Raw genomic sequence first — 15,923 nt, 5'->3', positions numbered from 1 at the left:
TGCGCGCGGGCGGGCCGCCGCCGACGACGGGCCCGGGTTTGTCACAGGAGCGGGCCCTAGAGTCAAGGCCGCAGAGTCGAGCCCTCCGGTGGCGGGTGTCGAGACGTCAGGCGAAGAACGGTGGTCGAAGCATGACGGCACGTCCCCGGGCAGCATCCCCCGAGTCGACCGCACCCGAACCGGGCGGACCGCCGTCCGATCGCGACACCGCCGGCAGAAACACGGCCGCGACCGCCGGGTTCGTCCTCGGGGTGGTCAGCGTGGTGGTCAACCCGGTCCTGCTCGTCGGGATCGGTGCGATCGGGGTGTCGGCGTTCGCCTTCAACCGGGCGTCACTGATGAGCCAGTTCGGCTATGCGCCGATCGGCCGCGGGAAAGCCATCCTCGGCGTGATCCTCGGGTTGGCCGGGATCGTCGTGTCGGTCGTGTTCAAGGGCTCCCTGTACTAGGCCGGTCGGTCGCGCACCAGGCCGCTGGCCGGACCCGTCGCCGGGCGAGGCTACTGTCGACGGAGCCATCCAGCCTGTCCAGCGCAAGGAATCGAGCACCACATGACGACAACGTCCCCAGCGATCCAGACCCGGCACGGCAGCTCCGCGGCCGTCGCAGGCGCCCTGACCCCGGAGGTCCTGCACGGCCTTGCCGCCGCGTTCACCGCGGACAGCTCCGCGATCCGGATGCAGAACGCCGTCACGCGCTCCGGGTTGGACGAGGTCGCGGCCAACCATGCCCGCCAGGTCTCGCTGTCGACGACGATGTCGAACCGCCTCGACAACTGGACCGTCGCCAACCAGAAGAAGTCGGGCCGGTGCTGGCTCTTCGCCGCGCTGAACCTGTTCCGCTTCGGGGCGCGCGACGTGCTGGGGGTCAAGCAGTTCGAGTTCTCGCAGAGCCACGCGATGTTCTGGGACAAGCTGGAGCGGGTCAACTACTTCCTGGCGGACGTCGTGGCCACCGCCGGACGGCCCGTGGACGACCGGCTGGTCGCCTTCCTGCTCGCTGAGGTCATGGGCGACGGCGGGCAGTGGAACATGGCCACGAGCGTGTTCGCCAAGCACGGCGTGGTCCCGCGTGAAGCGATGCCCGAGACCGAGTCGTCGGGCAACACCGGTGCGCTGAACCGCTCGCTGCGCTCGTTGCTGCACCGGGCGGCCTGGACGCTGCGCGACATGCTCGACGCCGGCGCGCCCCAGGCCGCGGTGGACGCGACCCGCGACCAGGTCGTCGCGGATGCCTACCGGATCCTGGCGATCCACCTGGGCACCCCGCCCGAGTCGTTCGACTGGCAGTGGCAGGACGACGCCGGCACCTTCCACAGCGACGGGACGATGACGCCCCAGGAGTTCTTCGCCAAGTACGTCACCATCCCGGTCGAGGAGTACGTGTGCCTCGTGGACGACCCGCGGCCGGAGCACCCCAAGGGCGCGACCCTCACGATCCAGCACCTGGGGAACGTCGTCGGCGGCGACCGCGTCATGTACCTGAACACGGAGATCGCGCTGATGAAGCGCCTCGCGATGGAGGCCATCGTCGCGGGGGAGCCCGTGTGGTTCGGCTGCGACGTCAGCCAGCAGATGCTGCGCAAGGAGGGCCTGTGGTCCGCGGACCTGCTCGACCTCGAGGGCGTCTACGGCACCGACCTGTCCATGGACAAGGAGAACCGGGTGCGTTTCGGTGAGTCGCAGATGACCCACGCGATGCTGCTCACCGGCGTCGACGTCGTCTCCGGCGTCCCGCGCCGCTGGCGGGTCGAGAACTCCTGGGGCGACGCCGGCGGTGACAAGGGCTTCTTCACGATGGACGACTCGTGGTTCGACGAGTACGTGTTCGAGGTCGTCGTACGCACCTCGGCCCTGCCGGCGGACTACCGGGACGCCCTGACCGCCGAGCCCGTGGCCCTGCCCGCCTGGGACCCGATGGGTGCGCTCGCCTGAGCCGTCCGGACAGCGACGATCGCCGAGCCCCTGGTGGAGCTCGGCGATCGTCACGACGGCGGTTGAGTCCTAGCCGGCGAGAAGTTTGGCCTTCTCGGCGGCGAACTCCTCTTCGGTGAGCAGCCCCTCCGCCTTCATCTGCCCGAGCTCGCGGATCTTCGCCATCCGGTCCTCCGGGGGTGCGGCGGGCGCCGCCGGTTGCGCGGCCGCCTGCTGGGCCTGCGAGCGCGCGACGGCGTCGTCGATCGCGGCCTGCTGCTCCGCCGCGGCCTGCTGCGACTGCGCCTGCGCCTGTTGCTGGGCTTGGGCGGACTTCTCCGCCTGGTTGCGGTGCACGCTGCCCGACACCGCGGTGGCGGTGCCGGCGACGACGGCGGTGCGGGCCATCGTGCCCATCAAGCCGGGGCGACCCATTCGTCGGGGCATTGTCGTCTCCTACTCGTCAAGTGCGGCGATGGCTCGCAGCACGCTGTCGCGGGGGATGCGTTCGAGGACCGCAACCTGACCCTGGGACTCGCGAACCGCGGAAGCCAGCCGTGCCAGCCACGCGTTCTCCCAGACGACCACCATCGCCGACGAGCCCGGCTCGAGCCCGCTCGACAGCTCGGTGAGGTCGTCGTCGTTCAGCAGGTCGAACTGCTTGTCGTAGACCCGCTCGAAGTCGGCCGCGATGTCGGCGTCGGCGACCTCGATGACCGACGTCGAGCCATCGCTCTCCTTGCGGACGAAAGCCAGGTCGATGACCCGGACGGTCCCGTTGTCGTGCAGCTCGGCGAGCGCAGGTGCGATCTCACCGTTGAACTCGTTCTTCTCGAACACGATCAGGGCGACGTCGACGGGCCCGATCGAGTCCGCTTTCAGGCGTGTGGGCATGGTGTGGAACCCCCCTTTGACGATGTGCTGGGCGGCCGCACCCTGCTCGGTCCGGTCCGGTCCTCGAAGGATCGGCGTTCTGAAACTCGCCGGCCTCACCCCTGCAGGATGATGACGAGCCCGTGATCTGCCGGCGGGTCGGCGAGAAGGGCGAGCGCGTCACGCGGATCGAGCCGCGCGCCCTGGTCGACCCACCCGTGGGTGAGTACGCCTGGCGCCGCTTCATGGCCACGTGGGAGGCCAGCGTGGGCGATCACCTGCTCCGCGCCCGCGCGACGGATGAGGGTCGGCGACCAATGCTGTCGGCCGACAGGGTCTGGTGGATTTGACGAAATGCATTGTCGATCCATTGTGAAGGGGTTGTTCTTCCCCAGGCGATAAGGGGCGAACGCACCTAATCTGGGCGACATGGTGAAGTCCGCGCGATCTCGTGGCCGTCAGCTCAGCCTGGTTCAGGTGATAGCACTTCTGCTGGCGTTTGTGCTGGTCGCGGGCGTCGGTGGGGTGCTAGCCGCCGGGCTGGTGATGCCGGCGGTCGCCAGCGTGAGTGCGGTCGCCGGTGCGACGACCACCGTGTTCACCGATCTGCCGACCGAGCTCGAAGAGCAGGCGTTGTCGCAGAAGTCCACGGTGCTCGCCAATGACGGCAAGACCATGCTGGCGACGTTCTACCTGGAGAACCGGATCGTCGTGCCGCTCGACAAGATCGCCCCCGTGATGCAGCAGGCGGTCGTCGCGACCGAGGACAAGCGGTTCTTCGAGCACGGTGGTGTCGACCCCACGGGCATGGTGCGGGCTGCAGTCAAGAATGCGCTCACCTCGGACCTGCAGGGGGCCTCCACGCTCACCCAGCAGTACGTCAAGAACGTGCTCATCGAGGCGGCGGCCCGGAACAACGACCCCGCCGGGATCGCCGCGGCGCGCGAGATCGAAGGGACGGCGGGCATCAGCCGCAAGCTCCGCGAGGCCAAGCTCGCCATCGCGCTCGAGCAGAAGTACTCCAAGCTGGAGATCCTCGGCCGTTACCTCAACATCGCCCCGTTCGGTGCGTCGGTGTACGGGGTCGAGGCGGCCGCGCAGTTCTACTTCAGCAAGTCCGCGATGGACCTGAACTACCTCGAGGCGGCCACGCTCGCGGGCGTGACCCAGAGCCCGACCCGGTGGGACCCGGTCGTCAACCCGAAGCAGTCGCAGTACCGGCGGAACATCGTCCTGGGGCAGATGCTCGACCAGGCGGTGATCACGCAGGCCGAGTACGACGCCGGGGTGGCCACCCCCGTCGCCAGCGTGGCCGACGGCGGCTACCTCAACGTCCAGCGGACCGGGCTGGGGTGCATGGCCGCGAACGCCGTCCGGGGCTCCGGCTACTTCTGCGACTACGTGACCAAGGTGATCACGAACGACGACGCGTTCGGCGCGACGAAGGACGACCGTGCGCAGCTCCTCTACCGTGGCGGCCTCACCATCACCACGACCCTCGACCCGCGGATGCAGCAGATCGCGGACAACGAGGTCAAGGCGGGCATACCGGTGGATGACCCGTCCGGCGTCGCCTCGGCCATCTCCGTCGTCGAACCAGGCACGGGCAAGGTGCTCGCCATGGCCCAGAACCGGACGTTCAACACCACGAAGTCCGCGGGCGACCGGGAGACGTCCGTCAACTACAACACCGACGCCGCCTACGGCGGGTCGACGGGCTTCGCACCGGGCTCGACGTTCAAGCCGTTCACCCTGATGGAATGGCTCAAGGAGGGGCACAACCTCAGCGAGGTCATCGACGCGCGGCAGATGGTCTACCCCCTGACGGCGTTCCGGGCGCCGTGCACCCGGCTCACCGGCAAGCCCTGGGCGTTCGGCAACGCCGAGGGTCCCGCCGGCATCATGACCGTGCTCGACGCGACCAAGAACTCGGTCAACTCCGGCTATGTGCGCATGGCGAGCCAGCTCGACCTGTGCGCGATCATCGCCGGGGCGAAGTCGCTCGGGGTGCACCAGGGCTCGGGCAAGGACATCGGGGTCTTCGCGCCCAACGTCCTCGGGTCCGAGTCGCTCGCTCCCCTCACGATGGCGGCCGCGTTCGCGTCGTTCGCGGCGGAAGGCATGTTCTGCGAGCCGATCGCGATCACGAAGGTGACCGACGCGACCGGCAAGGAGCTCCCGGTGCCGGCGGGCAACTGCCGCCAGGCGCTCGAACCGCGCATCGCTGCGGCCATGAACTTCGCGCTCAGCCACGTGTTCGAGGGGACAGGCAAGCCCATCGGGGCGCTGGACCGGCCGTCCGCCGGCAAGACGGGCACGACGTCCGCGAACGAGCACACCTGGTTCGTCGGCTATACCCCGCAGCTCGTGGCGGCTGTCTGGGTGGGGCACTCCGAGGGCATGATCCCGGTCCAGCGCGTGACCATCAACGGGAAGTACTACCGCAACGTCTACGGCTTCTCGATCGCGGGCATGACGTGGAAACGGTTCATGGTGCAGGCGAGCGAAGGCATGCCCGTCGAGCAGTTCGCACCGGCGCGTCCCGAGGAGATCAACGGGGGCAAGGTCGGGGTGCCGCGGGTGGTCGGCCTGCCCGAGGCGAGTGCCCTCGCGGCGCTCAGCGCGGCCGGATTCCAGGGGGTGACCGGGGGACAGGTCGACTCCGCCCTGCCCGCAGGCGCCGTCGCGAGCACCTCTCCGCGCGGCGGGGCGAACGCCCCGGTCGGCTCGGTCGTGACTCTCACTCTGTCGAACGGGCAGGCCCCGGCCCCGACCACACCCCCTCCGCCTGCGCCCGACCCGAACGCGGCCCCGGGCGCGGCACCCGGCGCGGCAAACCCCGGCTAGACCCACGGCACCGAGTACACATGAGCATGAGCCTGCGCAAGTACGAGATCGCTGAGGGCGACCACCGCATCCTGAACCCGTTCACCGACGCCAAGCTGGCGCTCCTCGGCGAGGTCGCCCGGCTACGGCCCGGGATGCGGATCCTCGACCTGGCCTGCGGCCGCGGCGAGCTGCTCTGCCGGTGGTCCGTCGCCCACGGGATCGAGGGCGTCGGCGTCGACCTCAGCGAGGTGTTCCTCGCGGGTGCCCGGGAGAGGGCGGCGGAGCTGGGAGTCGGAGCGCGGGTCCGGTTCGAGCTGGGCGACGCCGGCGCCTACCGTGCCGAGCCCGGCTCGTTCGACGTCGTCGCCTGCATCGGCGCGACCTGGATCGGCGGTGGCCTGGCCGGAACGCTCGACCTGATGGCCCGGGGGTTGCGGGACGGCGGCGTCCTGCTGGTCGGCGAGCCGTTCTGGCTCGAGGAGCCGCCGGCAGCAGCGGAGGCGTCCCTCGGCTTCCCGCTGGGGGAGTACGCGTCGCTGGCCGGCACCGTCGATCGGTTCGCGGCCGCCGGCCTCGAGGTGCTCGAGATGGTCCTGTCCGACCCCGACAGCTGGGACCGCTACGTGGCCAGCCAGTGGTGGACGCTGAGCGACTGGCTCCGCACCAACCCGAACGACCCGGAGCGTGACGAGATCCGCGCGTTCCTGGAGAGCGGCCGGCGGGCTCACGTCGAGTACGGCAGGCGGTACCTCGGTTGGGGCGTGTTCGTCCTTCGGCGCCGCTGAGCCCGCTCGCACGGGTGTCGGCGGCGAGGTCAGCCCGCGCTGCGTCGCGGCCCGAGGCTCTCGACGACGTCGATCAGGCGGGTGCGCAGCACGGCCGCCCGGTCAGCGAACGCGCGCTGCTGCGCGACGTACTCGGCCTTGCCCGCCCGGGTCTCGATCGCGACGGCCGGCTCACCGAGCGAGGACACGTCGTACGGGGATGCCTGCATGTCGAGCGTGCGGATGTCGTGTGCCAGCTCGAAGCAGTCGAGCAGCAGGTCGCCGGGCGCGGCGGGTCCGAGCTTCCCGGCCCACTTGAACAGATCCATGTTCGCGTGCAAGCAGCCGGGCTGCTCGAGCACCACCTGGGTCTCGCGCGTGGGTGCGACAGCGGTACGTCCGACGGCGTCGGGCGTGAAGAACCGGTAGGCGTCGAAGTGCGTGCACCCGATGGTGTGGGACTCCACGACGGCGTCGGTCCCGGCCTGACCGAGGCGCAAGGGGAGGTCATGGCGGCGTCGGGCATCGCCGGAGCGGTAGACCATCGCCCACTCGTGCAGGCCGAGACAGCCGGCGAAGGCCGGCCGGGAGGCCGTTGCCCGCAGGAGCGTGCCGATGTAGGCCACGGTGTCGCCGCGGTCCGCGATGAACGCCTCCACATCGAGGGTCACCGCGCCCGTCGCGTCGACGACGTACCAGCGCCACGACGCGTGCTCGGTCTGCGGTGCGCCGGGAGCCGGGAGCAGCACGACGCCCGCGCCGGGATGCCAGCGACGGAGCTGACCGGGGCGGGTGCCGTAGTAGTCGTACAGGAAGTCGTCGATCGGGTGGCGGACGCCGGCAGCTCGGCGCTCGCGGTGCCCCGCCGTGAGGGCGTCGGCGCGCGCCGCGTGGGCGGCCGCGTCCGGGCCCCAGTCGGCCGCCTCGCGCACGGCCGCCGGGTGCGCTGCAGCCCGGTGCGTCGTGCGGCCGCCCGTCGGGATCGTCATGGGCAAAGCGTAGGCGGGACGCAGGTCGGATCGACCGTAGGGTCGTAGACCTCAGCGTCTCGTCGAGGGGGAAGCACGTGGCAGACAACGGCAGCCGGTCCATGGCAGAGCAGGACGGGGCGGTGCCCGACGGCGCCCCGGCGCCGTCGTCAGGCTCGCCGCTGCGGAGCAGGCTGCGGCGCCTGCCGGTGTTCGCCGGTGACCTGCCGAGCTTCGACCCTGCGGACGTGCCCGGTGACCCGGTCGCGTTGTTCGTCATGTGGATCGGTGCGGCCATCGATGCCGGGGTCGCCGAGCCGCACGCGATGATGCTCGCCACGGCCGACGCCGGCGGCGCGCCCTCGGTCCGCGTCGTGATCCTCAAGGACGTGCGCGACGGCGGCTGGGAGTTCGCCACCGATGCGCGCAGCCGCAAGTGGGTCGACCTCGCCGCGAACCCGCAGGGAGCCGCCACCTTCTACTGGCAGCCGCAGGCGCGGCAGGTACGGCTGCGCGGCCCGGTCGTCCCGGCGGACCCCGAGCTCTGCGCGGCCGACTTCCTGTCGCGCTCGCCCGGTTCACGCGCCGCCGCGCTCGCGGTGCGACCTGGGGAACCGCTCGGCTCGCCGGCCGAGCTCGAGGCCGCGATGGCCGCCGCACTGGTCCGGGTCGAGCGCGAGCCGTCGCTCGTGCTGCCCGAGTGGTCGCTGCAGGCCGTGGTCCCGCTCGAGATCGAGTTCTGGCAGGGCGATCGGCGGCGTGCGCACACCCGGGTCGTGTACCGCCGGGACGCCGTCGGCGCTCCGTGGCGCCACGAGCTGGTGTGGCCGTGACCGTCGTCGACCCCGGGCACCGGGCGATCACCCCGGGCGAGCTGGTGACCGCGATCCGACGCACCCACGAACGGCTGGGCGGCGCGGTCGAGTCGCTGACCGACGCGCAGGTTCTCGAGCCCTCCCGCCTGCCCGGGTGGAGCCGCGGCCACGTGCTCGCCCACCTCGTCACCCTCGGTGCCGCGGCCGCGCGTCAGATCTCCGCCGCACGTCGCGGTGAGCTTGTGGACTTCTATGACGGCGGTCGCGCCGGCCGGGACGCCGCGATCGAGGCGGGGGCGACGGCGCCCGCGGCGGAGCAGGTCCGGGCGCTACGTCAGGCGACGGAACGGATCGACGAGCTGCTGGCCGGCCTCGCGCCCGTGGACTGGGACCGCCCGGTGCGTTTCCGCAACGAGGTCGTGCTCTCGATGGCTCTGGCCTGGTGGCGCGAGACCGAGATCCATCTCACGGACCTCGACCTCGGCCCCGACAGCGACTCGTGGCCGGCCGAGCTCTGCGATCACCTGACCGACTTCCTCGGTTCGCGGGTCCCTGCAGGGACAGCGCTGGTGCTCGTGGCCCCGGACGGGTGGACCCGCGAGCTGGGCCGGACCCGGGGTGCGGCCGTGCCGAGGGTGGTTCGGGGCGCGCGCAGCGACCTTGCCGCCTGGCTGGCCGGCCGGGAGCCGGTCCGACCGGTGCTCGACAGCGCTGGGGGGCCGCTCCCCGAGCTGGGACCCTGGCCCGAAGCGACCCGGCCGGAACCTGTGCCGTGAGTCTCGCTGGGTGAGACATCGTGTCCATAAGTTGAGAAACCTGGACCGATGCCCCCCTACTGGTGGAGTGACAGCACCCGACCAGTACACCCACGGCCATCAGGAGAGCGTCCTGCGCTCGCACCGGTGGCGCACCGCCGAGAACTCCGCGGGCTACCTCCTCGCGGCGCTCTGCCCCGGCCAGCGCCTGCTCGACGTCGGCTGCGGACCGGGCACGATCACGATCGACCTCGCGGCGCGGATCGCCCCCGGGTCGGTCGTCGGCCTGGACCGGTCCGAACGGGTCCTCGAGCTGGCCCGTGACGCGGCCCGGATCGCGGGTGCTGCCAACGTCTCGTTCCAGGTCGGCGACGTGTACGCGCTCCCGTTCGAGGACGCGAGCTTCGACGTCGTCCATGCACATCAGGTGCTCCAGCACCTGACCGACCCGGTGGCGGCGCTGCGCGAGCTGCGGCGCGTGACGCGGCCCGGCGGGCTCGTGGCGGTGCGGGACGCGGACTACTCGGCGATGACCTGGTACCCGCCGTCGGCGGGGCTCGACGAGTGGCGCGCGCTCTACCACGAGGTCACCCAGGCGAACGGCGCCCAGGCCGACGCCGGCCGCCGGCTGCTGTCCTGGGTGCTCGCGGCGGGCTTCGACCCCGCCGGCCTGGTGCCCAGCGCCGGGACGTGGTGCTACGCGACCCCCGACGACCGAGCCTGGTGGGCCGGGCTGTGGGCCGAGCGGTCGACGTCGTCCGACTTCGCCCGTCAGGCCGTCGAGCACGGGCTCGCCGACGACGTCGGCCTCGAGCACCTCGCCGCGGCGTGGAACGCCTGGGGCCGCCACGAGGATGGCTGGTTCGCCGTGCTGCACGGCGAGGTGCTCGCCCGGGTCTGAGCGCGGGTCTGAGCGCGACCCCCGACCGGGGGTGGCCGCCGACGCGCCTAGGGTTGCGCCATGCGCATCGCCAGATTCACCACCGGGGAAGACCCCCGCTACGCCCTCGTCACCGGCGAGCCGGGTGCGGAGCACCTGGTCGTCCTGACCGGTGACCCTCTCTTCACGCCTGTGACGCCGACGGGGGAGCGGATCCTGCTCGCCGACGGCGCCCGGCTGCTCGCTCCCGTGATCCCGCGGTCGAAGGTCGTCGGCGTCGGGCGCAACTACGCCGCCCACGTGACCGAGATGGGCCACGAGCTGCCGACCGAACCCCTGCTCTTCCTCAAGCCGAACACGTCGGTGATCGGCCCGGACGACCCGATCGTGCTGCCGACCTACTCGGACGAGGTGCACCACGAGGCCGAGCTCGCCGTCGTCATGGGCAAGATCACCCGGAACGTGACGCCCGAGCGCGCGCTCGCGCACGTGTTCGGCTACACGGCCGCCAACGACGTCACGGCGCGCGACGTGCAGCGCACGGACGGGCAGTGGACCCGCGCCAAGGGCTTCGACTCGTCGTGCCCGCTCGGCCCGTGGATCGTGACCGAGCTCGACACCGACGACCTCCGGGTCTCCTCGCGCGTCAACGGCCAGCCGCGCCAGGACGGCCGCACGTCCGAGATGGTCTTCGACGTCGCCCACCTGGTGTCGTACATCTCCGAGGTGTTCACGCTCCTGCCGGGCGACGTGATCCTCACCGGCACCCCCGCCGGCGTCGGGCCGATGGTGCAGGGCGACGTCGTCGAGGTCGAGATCGAGGACATCGGCGTGCTGCGCAACCCGGTGGTCCGCCGGGGCTGACGCCGGTCGCCGTCGGCCCCGCGGGGCGGGAACGGGGCGGGGCAGGCCGGCTGCAGGGCGCCCCGTGGGCGACAACTAGGCTGGGCTGGTGAGTGACACCGTTTCGACTGCCCCCGCCGGCACCCCCACCGGCTCCGCCATCCGGGTCCGGTTCTGCCCTTCGCCGACGGGAACCCCGCACGTCGGCCTGATCCGCACCGCGCTGTTCAACTGGGCCTACGCGCGGCACGTGGGTGGCACGTTCGTCTTCCGCATCGAGGACACCGACACCGAGCGCGACAGCCAGGAGAGCTACCTCCAGCTGCTCGACGCCATGCGCTGGCTCGGCCTGGACTGGGACGAGGGCGTCGAGGTCGGCGGACCGCACGAGCCCTACCGGCAGTCGCAGCGGCTGGACCTGTACGCCGACATCGCGGCGCGGCTGCTCGCGGGCGGGTACGCGTACGAGTCGTTCTCGACGCCCGAGGAGATCGAGGCGCGCCACCGGGCCGCCGGTCGCGACCCCAAGCGCGGTTACGACGGCTTCGACCGCGACCTCACCGACGAGCAGCGGGCCGCCTACCGGGCCGACGGGCGCTCACCGGTGCTGCGGATGCGGATGCCGGCCGACGACGTGTCGTTCTTCGACCTGATCCGTGGCGAGGTCACCTTCAAGGCGGGCTCGGTGCCCGACTACGTCATCGTGCGCGGCAACGGGCACCCGCTCTACACGCTGGTCAACCCGATCGACGACGCGCTCATGGGCATCACGCACGTGCTCCGCGGGGAGGACCTGCTCTCGTCCACCCCCCGGCAGGTCGTGCTGTACAACGCGCTGCTCGAGCTCGGCGTCGCCGAGGTGATGCCGGTCTTCGGCCACCTGCCGTACGTCATGGGCGAGGGCAACAAGAAGCTCTCCAAGCGGGACCCCGAGGCCAACCTGTTCCTGCACCGGGAGCGGGGCTTCACCCCCGAGGGGCTGCTCAACTACCTCGCCCTGCTGGGCTGGGGGATCGGTCCCGACCGGGACATCTTCTCGGTCGACGAGCTCGTCGCGGCGTTCGACGTCGCGGACGTCAATCCCAACCCGGCCCGGTTCGACCTCAAGAAGGCCGAGGCGATCAACGCCGCGCACCTGCGGCTGCTCGCGCCCGAGGACTTCCGGGACCGGCTCGTGCCGTACCTGCACGCCGCCGGCCTGGTGCCCGCAGCCTCGTTCGCGGACCTCGCCCTCGAGCACCGCGCGCTGCTCGAGGCCGGCGCCCCGCTGGTCCAGGAGCGCATGACCCTGCTCGGCGAGGCCCCCGGGATGCTCGGGTTCCTGTTCGCGGCCGACGACGCCGTCGCTCTCGAGCCCGAGGCCGTCAAGGCCCTGCGCGACGACGCGGCTGCCGTGCTCGATGCCGCCCTGGCCGCCCTGGCGCTCGTGCCGGCGGACGGTTTCGTGGCCGAGCCGGTGCACGTCGCGCTCCAGGAGGCGATCGTCGACGCGCTCGGGATCAAGCCCCGGTTCGCGTTCGCTCCGCTGCGCACCGCGATCAGCGGTCGGCGCGTGTCCCCGCCGCTGTTCGAGTCGATGGAGATCCTCGGCAAGGACTCCTCGATCGCGCGCCTGGCGGTGCTGCGGGAGACCCTCGGGTGAGCACCGCGCGCGTCGACGGGGTGCTCTTCGACGTCGACGACACGCTCGTCGACACCCGGGCGGCGTTCGGTCGCGCGCTCGTGGGCACCACGGCGGCCTACCTGCCGGACCTGCCGCCCGAACGTCACGTCGACGTGCTCGCGCACTGGCGGGCGGACGCGAACGGCTACTACCGCCGGTACACGGCTGGCGCGCTCGAGTACCGCGCGCAGCGGATGGCCCGCGCGAACGACCTCCACGAGGCGTTCGGCGGGCCGGTGCTCGACGACGCGGGGTTCGAGGAGTGGGACGCGGTCTTCGAGTCGGGCTTCCGCGAGGCGTGGGTCGCCCACGACGACGCCGCGCACGTGGTGCGCGAGCTCCTGGCCGCCGGGGTGGCGGTCGGGGCCCTGTCGAACGCGTCGGTCGCGTATCAGCACCTCAAGCTCGAGCGGGTCGGGCTGGCGGACTCGGTGCCCATGCTCGTGGGGGTCGACACCCTGGGGTTCGGCAAGCCGGACCCGCGAGTCTTCCTCGAGGCGTGCGCGCGCCTGGGTACCGCCCCCGAGCGCACCGCGTACGTCGGCGACGAGCTCGACTTCGACGCGGTCGCGGCGCACGACGCCGGCCTCGTCGGGGTCTGGCTGGACCGGCCGTCCGCCCGGCGGCAGCCGTCGTCCGCAGAGCAGGGTCCCGCGGACTCGTCCGCAGAGCAGGGTCCCGCCGAAGGCGACGCTGCGCTGGTCGCGGCCGGGGTCGTCGTCGTGCGCGGGCTGGACGAGCTCCGTGCTGCGCTCGGCCTGGCGTGAGGTGAGACACGTCTGGGGGCTTTCGGGGCTGCGCGAAGGGGGAGTGGTTGGACCCACCCCCCAGGCTCGGGTAGAGTTGACGACCGGTGCAACCCCCGCGGATATCGCGGTTCCATTCGTGGAAACGAGGGGGTGAGTACCCCATGGGGTATGGTGTAATTGGCAACACATCGGTTTCTGGTACCGACATTCTAGGTTCGAGTCCTGGTACCCCAGCGTGATGACCTACCGGATTGCGGTAGGGTCTCCACTCGGTAGTTGATCGCGATCCGGACATTTTCCGGAACGTGTTGCTGCAAAGGCCCCCGTTGTGTAGCGGCCTAGCACGCCGCCCTCTCACGGCGGTAGCGCCGGTTCGAATCCGGTCGGGGGTACGTTCGAAGGCCCGGTCACCTGAGGGTGACCGGGCCTTCGTGTTTCCGCAGCCGACCGCCCCGCCTGATCGTCGGAAGAACGGGCGCACCGAAAGTGCGCGCGAGTTCACCGAGAATCGATCGGACGGGGCGGGCGGGTGAGGGAAATTCGTTATTCGCCGGTGCGGCGCAGGACCTCGGTCAGGCGGTTGGCCGCGGAGACCACCGCGGCCGCGTGGAGCCGACCGGGCTGGCGGCTCAGCCGCTCGACCGGTCCGGAGACCGACACCGCGGCGACGATCCGCCCCGACGGTCCGCGCACGGGTGCCGACACCGAGGCGACACCCGCCTCGCGCTCCGAGACCGACTGGGCCCAGCCGCGCCGTCGGACGCCCGACAGGATGGTCGCGGTGAACGCCGCCCCCTGCAGGCCGCGGTGGAGCCGGTCCGGCTCCTCCCAGGCGAGCAGGATCTGCGCCCCCGAGCCGGCCTGCATCGACAGCGCGGCGCCGACCGGGATCGAGTCGCGCAGGCCGATCGGACGCTCCGCAGCGGCCACGCAGATGCGCTGGTCGCCCTGGCGCCGGTAGAGCTGGGCGCTCTCGCCGGTATGGTCGCGCAGGGCGGTCAGGACGGGGCCCGCAGCGGCGAGCAGGCGGTCCTCGCCTGCTGCCGTGGAGAGCTCCGCGAGGCGTGGTCCGAGCACGAAACGACCCTGCATGTCGCGTGCGACCAGGCGGTGATGTTCGAGGGCGACGGCGAGTCGATGGGCCGTCGGTCGGGCGAGGTGGGTGGCGGCGACCAGCTGTGCCAAGGTGGCCGGGCCGGCCTCGAGGGCACTGAGAACCGAGGCTGCCTTGTCCAGGACGCCGACTCCGCTAGAGTTGTCCATAGGTCGATACTGCAGTCTCGAAGGCTGAGACGCAAATCTCCGACCCGAAAGGGGCCCTCGCGGCACCTGGCATCGGGCGATGACGAAAGGACGAACGACATGGGCGGCACGCTTGCGGAGAAGGTCTGGGATGCGCACATCGTGCGCCGCGGCAGCGACGGAGCGCCGGACCTGCTCTACATCGACCTGCACCTCGTCCATGAGGTCACGAGCCCCCAGGCGTTCGAGGGCCTGCGGCTGGCCGGTCGCCCGGTGCGGCGCCCGGACCTGACGATCGCGACCGAGGACCACAACACCCCGACGCTCGACATCGACCGGCCCATCGCCGACCTGACCAGCCGCACGCAGATCCAGACCCTGCGCAACAACGCCGTCGAGTTCGGCATCCGGCTGCACTCCCTCGGGGACGCGGACCAGGGCATCGTGCACGTCGTCGGCCCCCAGCTCGGTCTGACGATGCCCGGGCTGACGGTCGTGTGCGGCGACTCGCACACCTCGACGCACGGCGCGTTCGGCGCGCTGGCCTTCGGCATCGGGACCAGCGAGGTCGAGCACGTGCTCGCGACCCAGACGCTGCCGCTGAACCCGTTCAAGACGATGGCGGTGACGATCAACGGCGCGCTCCGTCCGGGCACGACGGCCAAGGACATCATCCTCGCGGTGATCGCGAAGATCGGGACCGGCGGTGGGCAGGGCTACGTCCTGGAGTACCGCGGCGAGGCGATCCGCGCGCTGTCGATGGAAGCCCGGATGACGATCTGCAACATGTCGATCGAGGCCGGCGCGCGCGCCGGCATGATCGCGCCCGACGCCACGACCGCCGAGTACCTCCAGGGCCGACCGCACGCGCCGCAGGGGGCCGACTGGGACGAGGCCGTCGCCTACTGGAGCACCCTCAAGAGCGACGACGACGCGGTCTTCGACGCCGAGGTCGTGCTCGACGCCGGAGCCCTCGAGCCCTTCGTCACGTGGGGCACGAACCCCGGCCAGGGGCTGCCGCTCTCCGCGAACGTGCCCGTGCCGGAGCAGATCGCCGACGCCGGCGACCGGGCCACGGCCGAGCGCGCCATCGAGTACATGGCGCTGACCCCGGGCACGCCGCTGCGGGACATCGCCGTCGACACGGTCTTCATCGGCTCGTGCACCAACGGCCGGATCGAGGACCTTCGGGCCGTGGCCGCCGTCGTCGAGGGGCGGCACAAGGCGGACTCGCTGCGCGTGCTCGTCGTGCCGGGCTCGGCCCGCGTGCGGCTTCAGGCGGAGGCCGAGGGCCTCGACCGGATCTTCCTCGACTTCGGCGCCGAGTGGCGCAACGCCGGGTGCTCGATGTGCCTCGGCATGAACCCGGACCAGCTGGCCCCGGGCGAGCGCTCCGCGTCGACCTCCAACCGCAACTTCGAAGGTCGGCAGGGCAAGGGCGGACGCACGCACCTCGTCTCCCCGCTGGTCGCGGCCGCCACGGCGATCCGCGGCACGCTGTCGTCGCTCGCGGACCTGACCGACGACGCCGGTCGGCCCGCGGGCGCCGGGTCCGGTGCCCCGGTGCGGGACTTCTCGCCGGCCTGACCCACCTCGCTCGGACCCGCAGGCTGCTCACGCGACGCACAA

At 71.6% G+C, this 15,923-nt stretch carries 16 protein-coding genes and 2 tRNA genes; 14 read left to right on the top strand and 4 right to left on the bottom strand.

Annotated elements, in window-relative coordinates:
• The first annotated feature begins 131 nt into the window (after positions 1 to 131).
• Positions 132 to 449: a hypothetical protein gene (locus VTA80_RS04010; protein WP_407344119.1), complete on the top strand. Its 318-nt coding sequence runs from the start codon at positions 132 to 134 to the stop codon at positions 447 to 449.
• Between the two features lie 102 nt (positions 450 to 551).
• On the top strand, positions 552 to 1,934 hold the full coding sequence (locus tag VTA80_RS04005) for an aminopeptidase C (protein ID WP_407344118.1): 1,383 nt from the start codon (positions 552 to 554) through the stop codon (positions 1,932 to 1,934).
• Between the two features lie 69 nt (positions 1,935 to 2,003).
• Here the strand turns inward: VTA80_RS04005 and VTA80_RS04000 are convergent, their stop codons facing one another.
• Both VTA80_RS04000 and VTA80_RS03995 read right to left on the bottom strand, forming a co-directional pair.
• The gene (locus tag VTA80_RS04000) at positions 2,004 to 2,360 is read right to left on the bottom strand and encodes an SHOCT domain-containing protein (RefSeq protein ID WP_407344117.1); all 357 of its coding nucleotides are present in this window, start codon (positions 2,358 to 2,360) and stop codon (positions 2,004 to 2,006) included.
• Positions 2,361 to 2,369: 9 nt separating this feature from the next.
• Positions 2,370 to 2,807: a DUF6325 family protein gene (locus VTA80_RS03995; protein WP_407344116.1), complete on the bottom strand. Its 438-nt coding sequence runs from the start codon at positions 2,805 to 2,807 to the stop codon at positions 2,370 to 2,372.
• 122 nt (positions 2,808 to 2,929) lie between these two features.
• Here VTA80_RS03995 and VTA80_RS03990 point away from each other — a divergent pair, with 122 nt between their 5' ends.
• From VTA80_RS03990 to VTA80_RS03980, 3 genes are all read left to right on the top strand, one after another.
• Complete coding sequence (locus VTA80_RS03990; RefSeq protein WP_407344115.1) at positions 2,930 to 3,136, top strand: hypothetical protein; 207 nt, start codon at positions 2,930 to 2,932, stop codon at positions 3,134 to 3,136.
• A gap of 127 nt (positions 3,137 to 3,263) precedes the next feature.
• Entirely contained in the window at positions 3,264 to 5,633 is a 2,370-nt protein-coding gene (locus tag VTA80_RS03985) for a transglycosylase domain-containing protein (RefSeq protein ID WP_407344114.1), read from the top strand.
• Between the two features lie 20 nt (positions 5,634 to 5,653).
• A complete protein-coding gene (locus VTA80_RS03980) occupies positions 5,654 to 6,400 on the top strand; it encodes an SAM-dependent methyltransferase (RefSeq protein ID WP_407344113.1) in 747 nt (248 codons plus the stop codon).
• A gap of 29 nt (positions 6,401 to 6,429) precedes the next feature.
• Here VTA80_RS03980 and VTA80_RS03975 read toward each other — a convergent pair whose 3' ends face one another.
• Positions 6,430 to 7,368, bottom strand: a complete 939-nt coding sequence (locus tag VTA80_RS03975) for a 3-methyladenine DNA glycosylase (RefSeq protein WP_407344112.1) — start codon at positions 7,366 to 7,368, stop codon at positions 6,430 to 6,432.
• 77 nt (positions 7,369 to 7,445) lie between these two features.
• On the opposite strand from VTA80_RS03975, the gene VTA80_RS03970 reads away from it, so the two are divergent.
• The 8 genes from VTA80_RS03970 (at position 7,446) to VTA80_RS03935 (ending at position 13,444) form a co-directional block, all read left to right on the top strand.
• Positions 7,446 to 8,180, top strand: a complete 735-nt coding sequence (locus VTA80_RS03970; RefSeq protein WP_407344111.1) for a pyridoxal 5'-phosphate synthase — start codon at positions 7,446 to 7,448, stop codon at positions 8,178 to 8,180.
• Positions 8,177 to 8,938 carry a maleylpyruvate isomerase family mycothiol-dependent enzyme gene (locus VTA80_RS03965; protein WP_407344110.1) on the top strand — a complete coding sequence of 254 codons (762 nt, stop codon included), beginning with the start codon at positions 8,177 to 8,179 and terminating at the stop codon, positions 8,936 to 8,938. The genes VTA80_RS03970 and VTA80_RS03965 overlap by 4 nt, the downstream gene beginning before the upstream one ends.
• 67 nt (positions 8,939 to 9,005) lie before the next feature.
• Complete coding sequence (locus tag VTA80_RS03960) at positions 9,006 to 9,818, top strand: methyltransferase domain-containing protein (protein ID WP_407344109.1); 813 nt, start codon at positions 9,006 to 9,008, stop codon at positions 9,816 to 9,818.
• A 60-nt stretch (positions 9,819 to 9,878) separates the two neighbouring features.
• Positions 9,879 to 10,661 carry a fumarylacetoacetate hydrolase family protein gene (locus VTA80_RS03955; RefSeq protein WP_407344108.1) on the top strand — a complete coding sequence of 261 codons (783 nt, stop codon included), beginning with the start codon at positions 9,879 to 9,881 and terminating at the stop codon, positions 10,659 to 10,661.
• A gap of 88 nt (positions 10,662 to 10,749) precedes the next feature.
• Positions 10,750 to 12,282: a glutamate--tRNA ligase gene (gene gltX, locus VTA80_RS03950; protein ID WP_407344107.1), complete on the top strand. Its 1,533-nt coding sequence runs from the start codon at positions 10,750 to 10,752 to the stop codon at positions 12,280 to 12,282.
• A complete protein-coding gene (locus VTA80_RS03945) occupies positions 12,279 to 13,070 on the top strand; it encodes an HAD family hydrolase (RefSeq protein WP_407344106.1) in 792 nt (263 codons plus the stop codon). The genes gltX and VTA80_RS03945 overlap by 4 nt, the downstream gene beginning before the upstream one ends.
• A 144-nt stretch (positions 13,071 to 13,214) precedes the next feature.
• Positions 13,215 to 13,286, top strand: a tRNA-Gln gene (locus VTA80_RS03940).
• Between the two features lie 85 nt (positions 13,287 to 13,371).
• Positions 13,372 to 13,444, top strand: a tRNA-Glu gene (locus VTA80_RS03935).
• 151 nt (positions 13,445 to 13,595) lie between these two features.
• Here VTA80_RS03935 and VTA80_RS03930 read toward each other — a convergent pair.
• The gene (locus VTA80_RS03930) at positions 13,596 to 14,315 is read right to left on the bottom strand and encodes an IclR family transcriptional regulator (RefSeq protein ID WP_407344105.1); all 720 of its coding nucleotides are present in this window, start codon (positions 14,313 to 14,315) and stop codon (positions 13,596 to 13,598) included.
• 99 nt (positions 14,316 to 14,414) lie between these two features.
• On the opposite strand from VTA80_RS03930, the gene leuC reads away from it, so the two are divergent.
• Positions 14,415 to 15,881, top strand: coding sequence for a 3-isopropylmalate dehydratase large subunit (gene leuC, locus VTA80_RS03925; RefSeq protein WP_407344104.1), 1,467 nt, complete (start codon positions 14,415 to 14,417; stop codon positions 15,879 to 15,881).
• Positions 15,882 to 15,923: the final 42 nt, after the last annotated feature.

The sequence above is a fragment of the Pengzhenrongella phosphoraccumulans genome, from assembly GCF_045689905.1.
GTDB classification, from domain to species: domain Bacteria; phylum Actinomycetota; class Actinomycetes; order Actinomycetales; family Cellulomonadaceae; genus Pengzhenrongella; species Pengzhenrongella phosphoraccumulans.
Note: the sequence above shows the minus strand (reverse complement) of the source record. Positions and strands in the feature narration are given on the sequence as shown.